15 protein-coding genes are annotated in these 17,554 nt (G+C 42.3%); 13 read left to right on the top strand and 2 right to left on the bottom strand.

What is annotated here, in order from left to right:
- Positions 1 to 257 precede the first annotated feature (257 nt).
- The 4 genes from uvrB to bshB2 are packed head-to-tail and all read left to right on the top strand — an operon-like array spanning position 258 to position 6,203.
- Positions 258 to 2,237, top strand: coding sequence for an excinuclease ABC subunit UvrB (gene uvrB, locus FPQ10_RS10765; RefSeq protein WP_144163514.1), 1,980 nt, complete (start codon positions 258 to 260; stop codon positions 2,235 to 2,237).
- Between the two features lie 6 nt (positions 2,238 to 2,243).
- Positions 2,244 to 5,105 carry an excinuclease ABC subunit UvrA gene (uvrA, locus tag FPQ10_RS10760; protein WP_144163513.1) on the top strand — a complete coding sequence of 954 codons (2,862 nt, stop codon included), beginning with the start codon at positions 2,244 to 2,246 and terminating at the stop codon, positions 5,103 to 5,105.
- 30 nt (positions 5,106 to 5,135) lie between these two features.
- Complete coding sequence (locus FPQ10_RS10755; RefSeq protein WP_144163512.1) at positions 5,136 to 5,489, top strand: YojF family protein; 354 nt, start codon at positions 5,136 to 5,138, stop codon at positions 5,487 to 5,489.
- A 27-nt stretch (positions 5,490 to 5,516) separates the two neighbouring features.
- Positions 5,517 to 6,203, top strand: a complete 687-nt coding sequence (bshB2, locus tag FPQ10_RS10750) for a bacillithiol biosynthesis deacetylase BshB2 (protein WP_144163511.1) — start codon at positions 5,517 to 5,519, stop codon at positions 6,201 to 6,203.
- A gap of 53 nt (positions 6,204 to 6,256) precedes the next feature.
- On the opposite strand, the gene FPQ10_RS10745 is transcribed toward bshB2, so the two are convergent.
- A complete protein-coding gene (locus tag FPQ10_RS10745) occupies positions 6,257 to 6,910 on the bottom strand; it encodes a hypothetical protein (protein ID WP_144163510.1) in 654 nt (217 codons plus the stop codon).
- 136 nt (positions 6,911 to 7,046) lie between these two features.
- Here FPQ10_RS10745 and FPQ10_RS10740 point away from each other — a divergent pair, with 136 nt between their 5' ends.
- Positions 7,047 to 8,120 (top strand): DUF4097 family beta strand repeat-containing protein, encoded by a 1,074-nt coding sequence (locus FPQ10_RS10740; RefSeq protein WP_144163509.1) that lies wholly within the window; start codon positions 7,047 to 7,049, stop codon positions 8,118 to 8,120.
- A gap of 28 nt (positions 8,121 to 8,148) precedes the next feature.
- Entirely contained in the window at positions 8,149 to 8,505 is a 357-nt protein-coding gene (locus FPQ10_RS10735; protein ID WP_144163508.1) for a phage holin family protein, read from the top strand.
- Between the two features lie 61 nt (positions 8,506 to 8,566).
- On the opposite strand, the gene FPQ10_RS10730 is transcribed toward FPQ10_RS10735, so the two are convergent.
- Positions 8,567 to 9,403, bottom strand: coding sequence for a YrhK family protein (locus FPQ10_RS10730; protein WP_186278659.1), 837 nt, complete (start codon positions 9,401 to 9,403; stop codon positions 8,567 to 8,569).
- A gap of 184 nt (positions 9,404 to 9,587) precedes the next feature.
- Between FPQ10_RS10730 and hprK the strand changes: the two genes are divergently transcribed.
- From hprK to FPQ10_RS10695, 7 genes are all read left to right on the top strand, one after another.
- Entirely contained in the window at positions 9,588 to 10,526 is a 939-nt protein-coding gene (gene hprK / locus FPQ10_RS10725) for an HPr(Ser) kinase/phosphatase (RefSeq protein WP_144163506.1), read from the top strand.
- Between the two features lie 81 nt (positions 10,527 to 10,607).
- Positions 10,608 to 11,531 carry a prolipoprotein diacylglyceryl transferase gene (lgt, locus tag FPQ10_RS10720; protein ID WP_144163505.1) on the top strand — a complete coding sequence of 308 codons (924 nt, stop codon included), beginning with the start codon at positions 10,608 to 10,610 and terminating at the stop codon, positions 11,529 to 11,531.
- 34 nt (positions 11,532 to 11,565) lie between these two features.
- The gene (locus FPQ10_RS10715; protein WP_144163504.1) at positions 11,566 to 12,513 is read left to right on the top strand and encodes a nucleoside recognition domain-containing protein; all 948 of its coding nucleotides are present in this window, start codon (positions 11,566 to 11,568) and stop codon (positions 12,511 to 12,513) included.
- A complete protein-coding gene (gene ppaX / locus FPQ10_RS10710) occupies positions 12,510 to 13,151 on the top strand; it encodes a pyrophosphatase PpaX (RefSeq protein WP_144163503.1) in 642 nt (213 codons plus the stop codon). Before FPQ10_RS10715 ends, ppaX begins: the two co-directional genes overlap by 4 nt.
- 28 nt (positions 13,152 to 13,179) lie before the next feature.
- Positions 13,180 to 13,683 carry an acyltransferase gene (locus tag FPQ10_RS10705; protein WP_144163502.1) on the top strand — a complete coding sequence of 168 codons (504 nt, stop codon included), beginning with the start codon at positions 13,180 to 13,182 and terminating at the stop codon, positions 13,681 to 13,683.
- Between the two features lie 490 nt (positions 13,684 to 14,173).
- The gene (gene glpK / locus FPQ10_RS10700) at positions 14,174 to 15,673 is read left to right on the top strand and encodes a glycerol kinase GlpK (protein WP_144163501.1); all 1,500 of its coding nucleotides are present in this window, start codon (positions 14,174 to 14,176) and stop codon (positions 15,671 to 15,673) included.
- A gap of 24 nt (positions 15,674 to 15,697) precedes the next feature.
- Positions 15,698 to 17,350 (top strand): glycerol-3-phosphate dehydrogenase/oxidase, encoded by a 1,653-nt coding sequence (locus tag FPQ10_RS10695; RefSeq protein WP_144163500.1) that lies wholly within the window; start codon positions 15,698 to 15,700, stop codon positions 17,348 to 17,350.
- Positions 17,351 to 17,554 lie beyond the last annotated feature (204 nt).

Below are 17,554 nucleotides of genomic sequence, written 5' to 3'. Positions count from 1 at the left end.
AGTATTTTGATGGAGCGCCAACTAAGAAGAAAACCCGAACAATTTTTTACGCCTAAATTGTTCGGTTTTTATTTTTTAAAGAACTTTTATCACAACCTTGTCGTTCTTTTTATGGAAAATCTTAGACATCACATTCTTTGCAAAAGTCAGTAGAAGAAAATATTCTTAAGGTATACATGGCCGAGTCACTACAATAGAACTTTTGTTCGTGAGATGTTAAAATAGACTAGTGAAATTATTTTCTGGAGATGATGTGTTTGAGTCAAAAATTTGAGTTGTTTTCGCAATTCCAGCCAGAGGGAGATCAGCCTCGAGCGATCGAACAATTGGTCAATGGAATCGAAAAGAAACAAAAACATCAAACCTTATTAGGAGCGACAGGAACAGGGAAAACGTTTACTGTCTCGAATGTTGTGAAGGAAATCAATCGTCCAACCCTTGTCATTGCCCACAACAAGACATTGGCTGGACAATTATATAGTGAGTTTAAAGAATTTTTTCCGAATAATGCTGTTGAGTATTTCGTGAGTTATTACGATTACTATCAACCGGAAGCTTATGTGCCGAGCTCTGATACATTTATTGAAAAAGACGCGAGCATCAATGATGAAATTGATAAGCTGCGTCACTCGGCAACATCCTCGTTGTTTGAGCGCCAGGACGTGCTGATTGTCGCGAGTGTATCCTGTATTTACGGGTTAGGGAATCCAACGGAATACCGCGATTTAGTACTCTCGCTTCGTGTCGGCATGGAAAAAGAGCGTAATGAAGTGCTACGTGACCTTGTCGATATTCAATATGCAAGAAATGATATCGATTTTCAACGTGGTACGTTCCGGGTCCGTGGAGATTCCTTGGAGATTATTCCGGCCTCACGTGAAGAGCATTGTATCCGGATTGAGTTTTTTGGTGATGAAATCGACCGGATTCGTGAAGTGGATGCATTGACTGGCGAGATTATCGGTGATCGTGACCACGTAGCGATCTTCCCGGCATCCCACTTCGTCACAAGAGATGAAAAAATGCAGATTGCCATTAAAAATATTGAAAAAGAATTGGAAGAACAGTTGGCGAAATTTGAGGAGCAAGGAAAGCTTCTTGAAGCTCAACGACTTGAGCAACGGACGAATTATGATTTGGAAATGATGCGTGAAATGGGTTTCTGTTCAGGAATCGAAAACTACTCGCGTCATTTAACGTTACGCGATGAAGGTGCAACACCATACACATTATTGGATTACTTTCCGGATGATTCATTGATGGTGATCGATGAGTCGCACGTTACGTTGCCACAAATTCGTGGAATGTATAATGGAGACCGTGCCAGAAAAATGACGCTCGTTGAACATGGCTTCCGTCTTCCTTCAGCTTTGGACAACCGACCGTTGAAATTTGAAGAATGGGAGAAGCATGTGGACCAAGCAATTTATGTTTCAGCCACACCGGGTCCTTATGAGCTTGAGCATACGCCGAAGATGGTTGAGCAAATTATCCGTCCGACCGGGTTGTTGGATCCTGAAATTACCGTGAAACCAAGTAAGGGACAGATTGATGACCTGATTGGTGAAATCAATAAACGGATTGAACGAAATGAACGTGTGTTGGTTACGACGTTAACGATCAAAATGTCCGAGGACCTAACGGATTATTTGCAAGAAATGGGCATCAAAGTTGCTTATCTGCACAGTGAAATAAAGACGTTGGAGCGAATTCAAATCATTCGCGACCTACGAATCGGAAAATACGACGTTCTTGTCGGCATTAACTTATTGCGTGAAGGACTCGATATTCCGGAAGTGTCGCTCGTTTCTATTTTGGATGCCGATAAAGAAGGTTTCCTCCGTTCGCAGCGTTCATTGATCCAGACGGCTGGCCGTGCTGCTCGTAACGAAAACGGGCAAGTGCATATGTATGCCGATAAAATGACAGATTCGATGCAGACCGCGATTGAAGAGACGAACCGTCGTCGTGAAAAACAAATGGCTTATAATGAGAAGCACGGCATTACACCGACAACGATCAAGAAAGAAATCCGCGATGTCATTCGTGCGACATATGATTCCGAGGACGATCAGCAAGCTGAACTGATCTCCGAGTATTCGAATTTATCGAAAGAAGACAAACAGAAGCTCATCGATCAAATGGAAGAAGAAATGCGACAAGCAGCAAAAGAGTTGGATTTCGAAAAAGCGATGGAACTACGCGATGCGTTATTGGAACTGAAAGTGGAAGGATGAGCGTAAATGACAAAAGAAATTACCGTCCAAGGTGCACGTGCACATAACTTAAAAGATGTAAACGTGAAAATCCCAAAAAATAAATTAGTCGTTATGACAGGGTTATCCGGTTCAGGAAAATCTTCTTTAGCGTTCGATACGATTTATGCAGAGGGACAGCGCCGTTATGTAGAGTCCCTCTCTGCTTATGCACGGCAGTTTCTCGGTCAAATGGATAAACCAGATGTCGATGCGATTGAAGGGCTTTCTCCAGCGATCTCCATCGATCAGAAAACGACGAGCCGTAACCCACGTTCGACGGTTGGAACCGTGACAGAGATTTATGATTATCTTCGCCTGCTGTATGCGCGGGTCGGGAAACCAATTTGTCCGCGACATGGCGTGGAAATCAGTGCTCAATCCATCGAACAGATGGTCAATCAAGTCATGGAACTTGAGGAACGGACGAAAATCCAACTGCTTGCTCCCGTTATTTCGGACCGAAAAGGTGAGCATAAAAAAATATTGGCTGACTTGAAAAAAGAAGGGTACATTCGTCTACGTGTAGACGGAGAAATGCGGGAAATTTCCGAGGAAATTGAACTGGAGAAAAATAAAAAGCACTCGATTGAAGTCGTCATCGACCGGATTGTCGTCAAAGAAGGTATCGAAAGTCGACTGGCGGACTCGATGGAAACAGCATTGAAGCTCGGAGAAGGCCAAGTGATCGTTGACTTGATCGACGGAGATGAAATGAAGTTTAATGAAAACCTGGCCTGTCCGATCTGTGGGTTTACCGTCGGGAAACTAGAACCTAGATTGTTTTCCTTCAACAGTCCGTTTGGTGCTTGCAAAACATGTGATGGTCTTGGCTCTAACTTGGAAGTGGATTTAGATTTAGTAGTACCAGACTGGAATCTTTCCTTACAAAAAGGAGCAATCGCTGCATGGCAACCGATTTCTTCACAGTATTATCCACAGCTTTTAAAAAGTGTCTGTAAACATTTCGGCATTGATATGAAGAAGCCAATTAAAGACTTACCGAAAGAGCATATGGATATTATCCTGAACGGAAGTGGAGAAGAAAAGATCAAATTCCGTTATAAAAATGAACAAGGACAAGTGCGTGAGAATCAAATCTTTTTTGAAGGTGTACTCAGTAATATTTCTCGTCGGTACCATGAATCCATTTCCAGCTTCACACGTGAATTGATGGGTAAATATATGGCAGAAAAAACATGCCCGACTTGTGATGGTTATCGTTTATCTGAAGAAGTATTGTCCGTCAAAATCAATCATAAGCATATTTCTGAAGTCACTGATTTTTCGGTTACCGATTCATTGAATTGGTTTCAAGAATTATCATTATCCGAGCAAGATCGACAAATCGCCCAAATGATCTTGAAAGAAATTAACAACCGTCTGCACTTTTTGCAAAATGTCGGGTTGAATTATTTAACGCTATCTCGGTCGGCAGGAACTTTATCCGGTGGTGAAGCTCAACGGATTCGTTTAGCAACACAAATCGGTTCAGCACTAACCGGTGTACTGTATGTATTGGATGAACCTTCGATTGGATTGCACCAACGGGATAATGACCGTTTAATCGAGACGCTCAAGCAAATGCGTAACTTGGATAACACGCTCATTGTCGTTGAGCACGATGAAGATACGATGCTTGCAGCCGATTGGTTAGTCGACATCGGACCAGGTGCTGGAGCGCAAGGCGGCGAAATCGTTGCTAGTGGATCGCCGAAAGAAGTCATGGACGTTGAAGAATCGTTGACGGGTCAATATTTAAGCGGCAAAAAATTTATCCACTTACCTGCAGAGCGAAGAAAAGTGAATAAGAATAAAATGATCAATATTAAAGGTGCACACGAAAACAACTTAAAAAATATTGACGTATCCATTCCACTTAGTGTCATGAATGTTGTCACAGGTGTTTCTGGATCAGGTAAAAGTACACTGATCAACGGTGTTTTACAAAAGGCATTAGCTCAGCAATTGCAACGAGCGAAAACAAAGCCAGGCAAACATGATAAAATTACGGGCTTAAAGCAATTGGAAAAAGTAGTCGACATCGATCAGTCACCAATCGGCCGGACACCCCGTTCAAACCCAGCGACCTACACAGGCGTTTTTGATAATATTCGTGATTTATTTGCGGATACGAGCGAAGCAAAAATTCGCGGCTATCAAAAAGGACGTTTCAGTTTTAACGTAAAAGGCGGACGCTGTGAAGCTTGTAAAGGGGATGGAATCATTAAAATTGAAATGCACTTCCTCCCAGATGTTTATGTCCCATGTGAAGTATGTCACGGAACGCGTTATAACCGTGAAACGTTGGAAGTGAAATACAAAGGGAAAAACATTGCGGAAGTACTTGACCTACGGATTGAGGAAGCACTTGAATTTTTCGAAAACATTCCTAAAATCAAACGGAAGCTACAAACCATTTATGATGTCGGTTTAGGATACGTTCGATTAGGTCAGTCTGCAACGACTCTATCAGGGGGCGAAGCACAGCGCGTCAAGCTTGCCAGTGAGTTGCATCGACGGTCAAACGGTAAAACCTTTTATATTTTGGATGAGCCGACAACAGGTCTTCATTCAGAAGACATCGCTAAACTGCTCAATGTGTTGCAACGATTGGTCGATAATGGAGATACGGTCTTGATCATCGAACACAACTTAGATGTCATTAAAGTTGCCGATTATTTAATCGACTTAGGACCTGAAGGCGGAGACGGTGGCGGTCAAATCGTTGCCACAGGAACGCCGGAAGAAGTAGCCGAAGTAGAGCAGTCACACACAGGTCAATATTTGAAGCCGATATTGGAACGAGATCGAAAACGAATGAAAGAGCTATTGGAACCATCGAATTAAATCTGAACAATAGCAGTTGGAGGAATGGATATGGAATCAATTAATTTGAACAAAGTCCAAGAGTATCTTGACCAATGGACGAACAAACCAGTATATGTACACGTCGAAACAACAAACGGTGCTTATGCCAAGCACTTTGATGCCAACGCATATAATGTAGGGGCCTATGTTCGAAATGCTCAAATCACTTATACACAAGGGAAAATTGTCGAGCAGGAAGGTGCCTACCGTGTCGGCCTCAAACATGAAATCGGTTGGATTTATGCAGAAGGATTAACCGACTTTGAATTCAATGAAAACAATCAATTGCTGATGGCAGGACATGATGCGGACGGTCGCTTGATGGTCGCCATGCAGCTGAGCGAAAAACCATTCAACTATTAAAAATGATGTGCAAAAAGGAGGGGTCTCATGGAAATTGATTACAGTAAACATAAACAAGTCGTCGTGATTTATCCTCACCCGGATGATGAATCATTTGGAACAGCAGGAACAGTCGTGAAATTCAGAGAAGCAGGTGTCCCAGTCACTTACCTTTGTGGAACACTCGGTGAAATGGGCCGGAACATGGGTAGTCCGTTTTTTGCAAACCGCGAGACACTACCTGAAATCCGTAAGCAAGAACTGATTAAAGCATGTAAAGAAATCGACATGGATCTACAAATGCTCGGCTATCGAGATAAAACAATGGAATTTGAGGATGAGCAAAAAGTAGCTGATGACCTTCGTCAGCGAATTGAAGAATTGGATGCTTCTTTAGTCATCACATTTTATCCACCTCATGCCGTACATCCTGATCACAATGCGATGGGACGCGCAGCTTTCCGTGCCATCCGTGATATGGATGCAGAGAAACGGCCAGAGGTATGGGCCAACGCCATCTCAAATGGCCATGAAGAAATCCTAGGGAGCCCTGACATTGTCGTTGATACAAAAACAGTCTTCCAAAAGAAGCTGAATGCATTGAAAGCCCACAAGAGCCAGATCGATGGCATGTTACAAAAAGTTCGCAAAGGAAATGAAGAGCTCAGTGAATTTGACCTCGCCTTGCGTCATTTCCGATATGAAACCTATCATACGGTTAACTTTAATGAATAAGCTGATTTTCTGAGAGACCATTGAAAACGATTTGTTTTTCAATGGCCTCTTTTTTAATTTGTATGGGACTGCTGGATGGGTGCTTTTATCAGTAGTTGCATGAGTTTATCGACAGTTGGCACGAGTTTATCAACAGTTAGCAAGCGTTTATCAGCAGTCAGCGCACGTTTATCAACAGTTAGAGCGCGTTTATCGACAGTCAGCGCTATTTTATCGACAGTTGGCACGAGTTTATCAACAGTTAGAGCGCGTTTATCGACAGTCAGCGTTATTTTATCGACAGTTGGCACGAGTTTATCAACAGTTAGAGCGCGTTTATCGACAGTCAGCGTTATTTTATCGACAGTTGGCACGAGTTTATCAACAGTCAGCATGAGTATATCGACAGTCAGCATGAGTATATCGACAGTCAGCGCACGTTTATCGACAGTTAGCAAGCGTTTATCAACAGTCAGCGTGCATTTATCGACAGTCAGCAAGCGTTTATCAGCAGTCAGTATGAGTGTATCGACAGTTGGCCAGCGCTTATCAACAGTTAGAGCGCGTTTATCGACAGTCAGCGTTATTTTATCGACAGTTGGCACGAGTTTATCAACAGTTAGAGCGCGTTTATCGACAGTCAGCGTTATTTTATCGACAGTTGGCACGAGTTTATCAACAGTCAGCCTTCGTTTATCACCAGTTAACACGCGTTTTTCATCAGTCATCACATGCTAATCACCAGCTCGGTCGCGAGGATGAGTTTTTTTCTTGAATTTTCAGACTGTTGCTTGATTCCTTTTGATGTCTAAATCCACTATAATAAACATAAGATGAAGATAATGTATTAATGGAGGAAAATTTATGAGTGAAAAAAGAAAACGTATTTTGAGGCTTTTGGAAGAGGGTCAAATTACGAGCGATGAAGCGGATCGTTTATTGGATGATGTAGATGAAACAGAAGCTGAAAAAGGACGTCAAAAAAATAACAGTGAAGGCTATACACAAGAGAGGTTCAAACAAGATGTCCGTAGCTTTACTGAGGGTGTTAAAAATCTTTTAAACGATACATTTCAACGTGTTAAAGACGGGCCATTTGAATTTAACTTTCAACAAATGGATATTCACCGTAAGTATACGTTTCCAGTTAGCCAAGTGAATCATCTAGACTTCGATTTATTTAATACAACGTTGGAATTTTTGCCGATTGGTTCGAGTGAAATCGTCATTGATTGTAAAGCGAAGGTGTATAAGGAAAATGATCAGCTAAAGGCGGAGGAGTATTTCGACCGCTATACGGAAGTCGGGCTTACAGGGGACACATTACGCTTTGAAACAGAGGATAATAATATACAAACTAAATTAGTAATCTATTTGCCGAAGAAAAAATATGAGAAGGCATCGTTCAAAGCATTTAATGGCTCGATGAAATTTCTATCGACTCATTTTGAGCAAGCAAGCATTTCGACAACCAATGGAAGTATTACGATGGATGAATATACGGGTGATGCATTGTATGTCGAAACAAAGCACGGATCGATTAAGCTTGATGATGTTCAATTCACGAAGGGTAAACTGACAGCAACGACGGGTTCCGTCTATGTCGACGGTTCGATGGAAGATTTGGATATTTATGTGGTAACCGGTAGTGTTCGAAACTATCTTCGGAACAAGCAAGCAAAATCTTTGTATGTTGAAACGATGACTGGATCCATCCAAATCTATCTGCCGGAAGACATACCGATGATCGGCTCAGCGAATACGTCGATTGGTAATATTGACGTCCAACTGAAGGACGTCATGAAAATGAACATGGATGAACAGCTGATGAAAAAACAGGCTCAATTCTATAATACCGATCAAGAAAAAGAATATTTGGACATTGACCTATCAACAAAAACAGGTAATATTAAGGTAAATCCTATTATCGAAAAATAAGAAAACGTTTAAAGTAAGGAGTTTTTTGATGCTGCGAAAATGGATTATTTCAATTATCCTCAATGCTGTTGCGATTATTGCTGTGGCAGAGCTCTTCGATGCCGTGAAAATTGAGCATTTCGGTTATGCCTTAATAGCTGCGTTCATTTTATCGATTTTAAATGTGATTGTGAAACCGATTATTTTGATTTTTACATTGCCAATCACGATTTTTACGCTTGGCCTGTTTCTATTTGTCATTAACGCGATTACCTTGATGCTTGCCCAGTGGATGATGGGTGATACGTTCATCATTGACGGATTTGGTTGGGCGATTCTCGCTGCACTAATCATTTCCTTGTTAAATACGTTACTGGAAAGATTAGTGAAAGATATAGCGAAGTAAAATATAGACCAATGATAAAAACGCTCTAACACAACTGTTGGAGCGTTTTCGCTTTGTTTTGTTATGACGAATCTTTTTCTTTTTCTTCACGATCTTCAGGGTCGACGGAAAGTGATTGTTCGTCTTCATTGCTTTCACTGTTATCTTCGCTGGCGTCATGGTGGAAGAAACCTCGGTCGGTTCCTGTATCATCTTCGTCCGTTTCCGAATCATTCTGTTCTTGTCCCTCTTTCGGATCGGGTGTATTGTCGGCAGTTTCTTCTTGTTCGTTCTTTTCTTCTGCTTTGTGGTCAAGATTAATTTGTCCTTTTGAATGACTGGATGGCTGCGTCGAATCCTCACTTTGTTCCATCATTTCTTCTTCGCTTGAGAGTTCGTTTTTAGTGTCTAGTTGAATATCCTTTCCGATTGTATGACTTTCAAAGTGTGCTCCTTTCCGTGTGACTTCCATGCCACCTTCATCCTTAAGTTCTCCTCGGTCAAGGAAAGCTTGCTGGACATCTTCTGAAAACTCACCATTTACATGAATGGCTTGGTCTTTGACACGTCTGTATTCTTCTGTCGTTGAATGAGTTTGTCGATAATCAGTAATGTCTTGGTCGTCTTCTTTTTTCTCATTGTAAATCCAAGTGCGGCGAATGATCTTTAAAATTGGGCGGACGGTAAGTGAAAGACTTCCGACTAAATAAGCGCTATTACTGATGACTGAAGGTCCACCGAATATATTAATCAAGCTTCCGAACACAAAGAAAAAACCGACAGCAATATCGCCAAATAGCTGTATGGAGGCGTATTTTTCAGTGAAATATATTTTAAAATGTCCATTTTTGATTTCTAAGTCATATTGATTTCGTTGTTGATCTTCTTTCGTTTTGATTTTAGGAACGAACCTTTTCATCATGTTCCCTCCTTCTTCAATTGTCTCTTATGTCATCATAGATATTATTTACCCGGATTCCTTCGCTTTACACACTTTCTTAATGATTGTTTTGTTTAAAATCATGAAAAATCTATCATGAGTTATGCGATTATTCCTAAGAAATGGTATGATGATGAGTGATGAATGTTTGGAGGAATCATAGATGATCAAGGTGCAGACCAGAGATTTATTGGAACAGTTTCATTTAGAGCTAATTGGCGGAAAAGACGGTTTACATAGAGAAATTGTAACGAGTGATATCTCCCGTCCAGGGATGGAAATGGCTGGTTATTTTAAATATTACCCGAAAGAGCGTCTCCAATTAATGGGGCGTACGGAGTTATCCTTTTTGATCGATCTTCCGAATAATGAAATGCGGCAGTTGATGGATAATCTTTGTACGGATGTCACACCAGGGATCGTCATTACGCGTGGTCAGGACGTACCTCAAGGATTGATTGATGTAGCAGATGAAGCAGGTGTACCGTTAATGCGTTCGCTTCATAAAACAACGCGGGTCATCAGTCGCTTGACAAACTACTTGGAAACAAGGTTCGCACCGACAACGGCTGTCCATGGTGTATTAGTGGATGTGTACGGTGTAGGTGTCTTGATTACCGGAAAAAGCGGGATCGGTAAAAGTGAGACCGCATTGGAGCTTGTCAAAAGAGGGCATCGATTAGTCGCTGATGATAATGTGGAGATTCGCCAGGAAGACTATGATACACTCATTGGGAATCCACCGAATTTAATTGAATATTTATTGGAAATTCGAGGCTTGGGAATCATCAACGTCATGACTTTATTCGGTGCAGGGGCAGTCCGTAATTATAAACGGATTTCACTTGTTGTTCATTTGGAAACATGGGAAGAAAACAAGCAATATGACCGCCTCGGCCTTGATGAGGATCGGATGAAAATTATGGACGTGGATTTACCGAAAGCAATTATTCCGGTTCGCCCAGGGAGAAACTTATCCGTCATTATTGAAGTGGCCGCGATGAACTTCCGCTTGAAACGAATGGGCGTCAATACGGCAGAGGAATTTTCCGAACGGCTAAACTCGGTTTTTGATGATGTAGATAGTACCGAGATTGAATAGGAACAAGTCTTATTTACAAGTAGTCTGCTGAAATAGAATTCGTATTAAGTTGTCTAGTTAAGGAAAGACAGGAGAGATTCGATGTATTGTACACAAGAGCCATATGATCGAGTGTTTATCGAAATTGGTTCGTTACCGATTTATTGGTATGGCTTTCTGATCATGATGGGGGCGTTAATTGCTTTAGTTGTTGCCACCCAAGAAGGAAAGCGTCTCGGTCTACATAAAGATTTTTTCGTTGATCTATTGATTTTTGCCGTACCCGCAGCCATCGTCGGTGCACGACTTTATTACGTTGTTTTTGAATGGGAACGTTACAATTCACTGATGGATATTATCGATATTCGTGAAGGTGGCCTGGCGATTCACGGGGCGTTATTGTTTTCTGTAATAACTGCGTATTTTTATGCAAAAGTAAAAGAAGTGTCCTTTTGGAAAATTGCCGATATTGCTGCTCCGAGCTTATTGATTGGGCAAATTCTTGGTCGCTGGGGTAACTTCATGAACCAAGAAGCGTATGGTGGGCCGATATCTGAGCAAGCCTATCAAAATTTCCACCAATATTTACCGAATTGGATTATGAACCAAATGTGTGTTGATGGAACATACATGCATCCGACTTTTTTATATGAGTCGATGTGGAATGTGCTCGTTTTGGTTTTGTTATTGATTTTACGATATAAAGTGAACCCAAGACGTGGCGTTATTTTCTTAAACTATTTAATTTGGTACTCTGTCGGCCGATTCTTTATCGAAGGCATGCGTACGGATAGTTTATATATCGATTTATTCGTTGTTGAATTGCGTACGGCTCAGTTGGTATCCATTCTATTGATTGCAGGCTCGCTCATTGTCATGTTCTATCGTAAGCAAAAAGGTTATGCAGATGAATTGTATGATGGTACGCCTGTCGGTGGTTACAAGAAGGGAAGTCCGTCGAAAAACAAAAAAGCGAACCAGCAGAAAAACGTGAAAAAGAAGAACCAAAAAGGTAAGAAGAAATAACGACTCAGCATCAAGCGGAAAAGGAGTATGTCAATTGACTGGAACGTTGCAAAAAGGTCTGTTTAGCGGGCTGAATCTAACGTGGACATTGGGGAAAGTCATTTTTCCAATTACATTGATCGTGACGATTTTGCAGTTCACACCGGTAATGCCAATGGTGATTGAGTGGCTGGAGCCGTTCATGAAATTCATTGGCTTATCCGGCGAAGCTGCCGTCCCATTGGTGTTGGGAAATTTCTTGAATCTGTATGCAGGCATTGCAGCGATTGTCAGCTTTGAGTTTACGGTAAAAGAAGTTTTCATCATGGCGATTATGCTTTCGTTTTGCCATAACTTATTCATTGAATCAGCAGTCGCTTCAAAAGTCGGCATTAAATTTTGGGTGATCTTACTCGTTCGTGTCGGCTTGGCGTTGGTTGCTGCATTCCTGGTTAATTTGTTGTGGAAGGGCGGAAGTGAAGCGGCTCAATATGGGATGATCAGTTCTCAAGCTGAACCGGAGGGCTGGACAGCGATTGTCTTAAATGCCGTACAAACAGCAACGTTAGCGATTTTACAGTTGGCATTGATTGTCATACCGCTGATGATCGTTATGCAATGGTTACGCGATCGTCATTGGATGGATTGGATGTCGCGGAAACTCGCGCCATTCACAAAAGTGATCGGTGTTGAGCGAAACGCTTCGATGACGTTGGTAGCAGGGCTCACGATTGGGCTTGCTTACGGGGCAGGTGTGATGATCCAAGCGGTGAAAGAAGATCATGTTTCCAAAAAAGATATGTATCTCGTGATGATTTTTCTCGTGACATGTCACGCAGTCGTTGAGGATACACTCATCTTCATCCCGCTCGGCATACCGGTATGGCCATTACTGCTCATCCGGTTCGTTACAGCACTCATCTTGACGATTACGGTTGCGGTAATATGGAAACGAGTTGAAAAAGACAAAACACTACGGAGAAAGGAACCGATTCAAACATGAAAATAGAAACGATTTTATTTGATTTAGATGGCACGTTGCTTGATACAAACGATTTGATCATGGGGTCTTTTCAGCATACGATTAAGCAATATGCAGACAGAGAATATACAGAGGATGAAATCCAAGCGTTTATTGGACCGCCTCTTCGCGATTCATTAATGAAAATTCGACCAGACCAAGTAGATGAAATGATGGACACCTACCGTTCGCATAACTTGGAAAACCATGACCGTTTAGTGAAAGCTTTTGATGGTGTTTTTGAAACGGTTAAAAACCTTCATGAAAAAGGCATCAAGATGGCGATCGTTACGAGTAAGCTACGGGATACAGCCATCAAAGGAATGGTGTTGACAGGGATTGATCAATTCTTCGATGTCATCATCGGCTTGGATGATGTCGACAATGCCAAACCTCATCCGGAAGCATTGGTCGAAGCGATGGACCAATTGAAAGCAGATCCAATGACGACGATGATGGTCGGTGACAATTCACACGACCTCGAAGCGGCTCACAATGCAGGCGTTTTGGCTACAGGCGTCGCTTGGTCTGCCAAAGGCACGGAATTTTTACAAACATTCGATCCACATTATATGCTTGAGCATATTTCTGATTTAGAAAAAATCGTAGAAGGAAAATAAGAAACGTAAAATGGAGAGGTGGGTAGCCATGCGGAAAACAACAAGATATCCCGTAAAGGGCGCGAACTCTTTATGGCATGTTTATCAGACTGTATCGTTTTTCAAAGTCGCGAAAAATTTCATCTTTATCCAAATAGGTCGCTACACCCCCTCTCTTCGTTTGAAGCGTTGGTTATACCGAACGTTTTTGCGGATGAAGATCAATCGTGAAACGTCTCTTGCTTTGATGGTCATGCCTGACTTGATGTTTCCTGAAAAAATATCCATCGGTCGAAATACAATCATCGGCTATAATACGACGATCTTAGCCCATGAATACTTAATTGATGAATACCGATTAGGAGATGTCATCATCGGTGATGAAGTGATGATTGGAGCGAACTGCACGATTTTACCTGGTGTAACAATCGGCGACGGTGCGATCGTTTCAGCGGCCACACTGGTGCATGAAGATGTTCCTGCCGGAGCGTTCGTCGGTGGTAACCCAATGAAATTAATCTACACGAAAGAAGAAATGGAAAATAGAAAATGATATTGAGGAGTTCCCTGCGTATTGGTAGGGGACTCTTTTTGGTTATAGAACGCTCTATAGCCTCGAGCGGGTGAAAAAAATTGCCGGAACGTTCTATAGAGAGTCTCTATACCCCCGAACGGGCGAAAAAAGTTGTTGGAAAGTCTTATAGAAGGCTTCTATACCCTCGAACGGCCAAGAAAATTTACCGAAAAGTCCTATAGGGGGTCTCTATACCCTCGAACGGCCAAGGAAATTTACCGAAAAGTCTTATAGGGGGTCTCTATACCCTCGAATGGCCAAGAAAAATCGCCGGAAAGTCTTATAGAGGTGCTCTATCCCCCCGAACGGACCAAAAATATTCCCAGAAAGTCTTATAGAAAATGCGACGCAGTCCTAAAGACTTCAAAATAAATATTCTCTATACCTGTTTGCTGTTCTTTTATGAGTGGCTTTTGATAAGATGGTTATAGAAGAATGTTAAACGGAAGTATTGAGGGAGTGTTTGACGATGGAAAAGTTCATGATGGCATTGGATCAAGGAACGACGAGCTCGCGGGCAATTTTATTTAATCATAAAGGCGAGATCGTCGAGACGGCGCAAGAGGAATTCCAACAATATTTTCCACAACCAGGCTGGGTTGAGCATGACGCAAATGAGATTTGGACGTCTGTGCAATCCTGCATTACAAACGTGTTGCGGAAGGCAGACTTGCATCCAAGTCAAGTGGCTGGAATTGGGATTACCAATCAGCGTGAGACGACCATTGTTTGGGAACGGAAGACGGGGAAGCCGATTCATAAAGCGATTGTTTGGCAGTCACGTCAAACCGAAAATATTTGTCAGGAATTGAAAGATCAAGGGTATGAAGAGTTGTTTCGTAAAAAAACCGGGCTTTTAATTGATCCTTATTTTTCAGGAACGAAAGTAAAGTTTATTTTGGATCAAGTGGAAGGAGCAAAGGAACAAGCTGAAGCGGGTGAGCTTATGTTCGGAACCATCGATACATGGCTGATTTACCAGTTGACCGGTCAGCAAGTTCATGTAACAGACTATTCGAATGCTTCGCGTACATTGATGTACAATATTCATGAATTAACATGGGACAATGAATTACTCGATATTCTCGGTGTACCGAAATCGATGCTGCCAGAAGTTCGGCCATCTTCGGAAATCTACGGCGAGACGATCAGCTATCATTTTCTCGGTGAAAATATTCCGATTGCTGGCGCGTGTGGGGACCAACAAGCGGCATTATTCGGGCAAGCTTGTTTTGAAAAAGGAATGGCCAAAAACACGTATGGCACGGGATGTTTCATGTTAATGAATACGGGAAAAGAGGCAGTATCATCAAAAAACGGATTGTTGACGACACTTGCCTGGGGACTTGACGGGGAAGTGAATTATGCGCTGGAAGGCAGTATTTTCGTTGCGGGTTCTGCCATCCAGTGGCTGCGTGATGGACTGCGGATGATCAAGCGGACGCCTCACAGTGAGCGGTATGCAAAACGAGTTGAATCAACAGAAGGCGTCTATGTTGTACCGGCTTTTGTCGGACTCGGAACGCCTTATTGGGACAGTAAAGCCCGCGGTGCTGTCTTTGGTTTGACCCGTGGAACAGATAAGGAACATTTCATCCGTGCAACCTTGGAATCGATCGCATATCAGACGAAAGATGTCGTCAATGCGATGATTGACGATTCCTCGATTGATTTGAAAAAACTTCGAGTCGATGGCGGAGCAGTGAAAAATGAATTTTTAATGCAATTTCAAAGTGATCTATTAAATGTGCCTGTAGAACGCTCAGTTGTGAATGAAACGACAGCCCTAGGTGCAGCTTATTTGGCGGGACTTGCCGTCGGTTTTTGGTCGAATAAAGAAGAGATTGAAAATCAGTGGGCTGTAGACCGTTTATTTGAGCCAGTTATGGAGGACAATATTCGCGACGAGCTTTATCAAGGATGGAAACGTGCCGTGAAAGCGACACAAGCATTTACGGAAGGGAATTGATTTTTCTCGTGAGGGGGTGGTTTTTTGACCAATACATTTTCCAATAAACATAGACAAGAAGCTAAGCAGCAATTAAATCAGTCATTTGACCTTATTATAGTCGGTGGCGGGATTACCGGTGCCGGCATTGCTTTGGACGCTGTGACGAGAGGCTTGAGTGTAGCGTTATTCGAAATGCAAGACTTCGCAGCTGGAACTTCCAGTCGTTCGACCAAGCTCGTTCACGGTGGCTTGCGGTATTTGAAAAACTTTGAAATTAAAATGGTAGCGGAAGTCGGTAAAGAACGAGAAATCGTTTATGAAAACGGGCCACATATTACAACACCGGAATGGATGCTGCTGCCCTTTTATGATGAAGGGACGTTCGGTCCGTTTACGACGAATATCGGCTTAAGACTGTACGATTTTCTGGCAGGCGTGAAAAAGAAAGAACGACGAAAAATGCTCAGCAAAGAGGAAACGCTGAACAACGAGCCATTGTTGCGCCGCGAAGGCCTAGAAGGAAGCGGTTATTATGTTGAGTACAAAACCGATGATGCACGATTGACAATGGAAATATTGAAAAAAGCTGTTGAAAATGGAGCAATTGCTTTCAATTACATGAAAGTCGACCAGTTTTTATATCGTGATGGAAAAGTTGTCGGGGTTCATGCGGTCGATCAATTGAATGATGAATCCGCTTCGGTCTATGCAGAGAAAGTCGTCAACGCTGCAGGACCATGGGTGGATGAATTGCGTTCGAAAGACAATCCGAAGCTGAAAAAACCGCTTTTCCATACAAAAGGAATTCATCTTGTATTCGATAGTGTTGTATTTCCACTGACCCAAGCGATTTATTTTGATTCGCCTGATGGCCGAATGATTTTTGCGATTCCAAGAGACGGAAAAACGTATGTAGGGACGACGGACACAGCATATACAGGAGATTTTGAGAATCCAACCGCTTCATTACAAGACCGAGCATACTTGATGCGGGCCATTCATGAGATGTTCCCGACAGTGAACGTGAATGAACAAGACATCGAATCTTCTTGGTCTGGGATTCGACCACTCATTCAGCAAGAAGGTAAAGACCCATCAGAAATCTCACGGAAAGATGAAATTTTCGTATCTGATTCTCAGTTGATCTCTATTGCAGGAGGCAAACTGACAGGCTATCGAAAAATGGCTGAGAGTATCGTCGACCTCGTCGCTTCCCAATGGAAAGCTGAGAATGGCCGGAAGCTCCCTGAGTCGAAAACGAAAAAAATGCCACTCGCTGGCGGTGAAGTCGGTGGTTCGAAAGGGTTCAAACAGTTTAAGAAAAAAGTGCTCAACACCGGTTATCCAGAAGAAATGCTCGAAAAATGGGTGAACCGCTATGGAGCGAATACCGAAAAACTAATCGAATATTATGAGACAGCCATGCATGAACATGTATTTTTGGAAGCTGATATTTGGGCAGAATTAATGTATACGCTCGAACACGAAGCCGTCTATAAACCAGTTGACTTTTTCATCCGACGTACAGGCGCGCTCTTCTTTGACATTGACTTTGTGAAAAAATATAAAAAGCCAGTCATCCAGGAAATGAAAGATTTCTTCCAATGGGATGACGAAGAGATGAAACAACATACGGAAGAGTTGGAAAAAGCAATTTACGAAGCCCAAAACCCTGTGAAAGAAGAAATGAAATAGAGATGAAAAGATTAGAGCGAGAGTCCACGCTCTAATCTTTTTTTATATTTTGTTTCGGATACACGCGCTTATTGAACGGTCAGTGGGCAACTTTGAACGGTAAGAGCCGCACTTTGAACGGTCATCGCACATCTTTGAACGTTCAGCGCGTCCCTTTGAACGGTCAACGTAAACTTTTGAACGTTCAGCGCATCCCTTTGAACG

The organism is Allobacillus sp. SKP2-8 (genome assembly GCF_007559355.1).
GTDB classification, from domain to species: Bacteria; Bacillota; Bacilli; order Bacillales; family Alkalibacillaceae; genus Allobacillus; species Allobacillus halotolerans.
The sequence above is the reverse complement of the archived record's forward strand: the minus strand, read 5'-3'. Positions and strand labels throughout refer to the sequence as shown.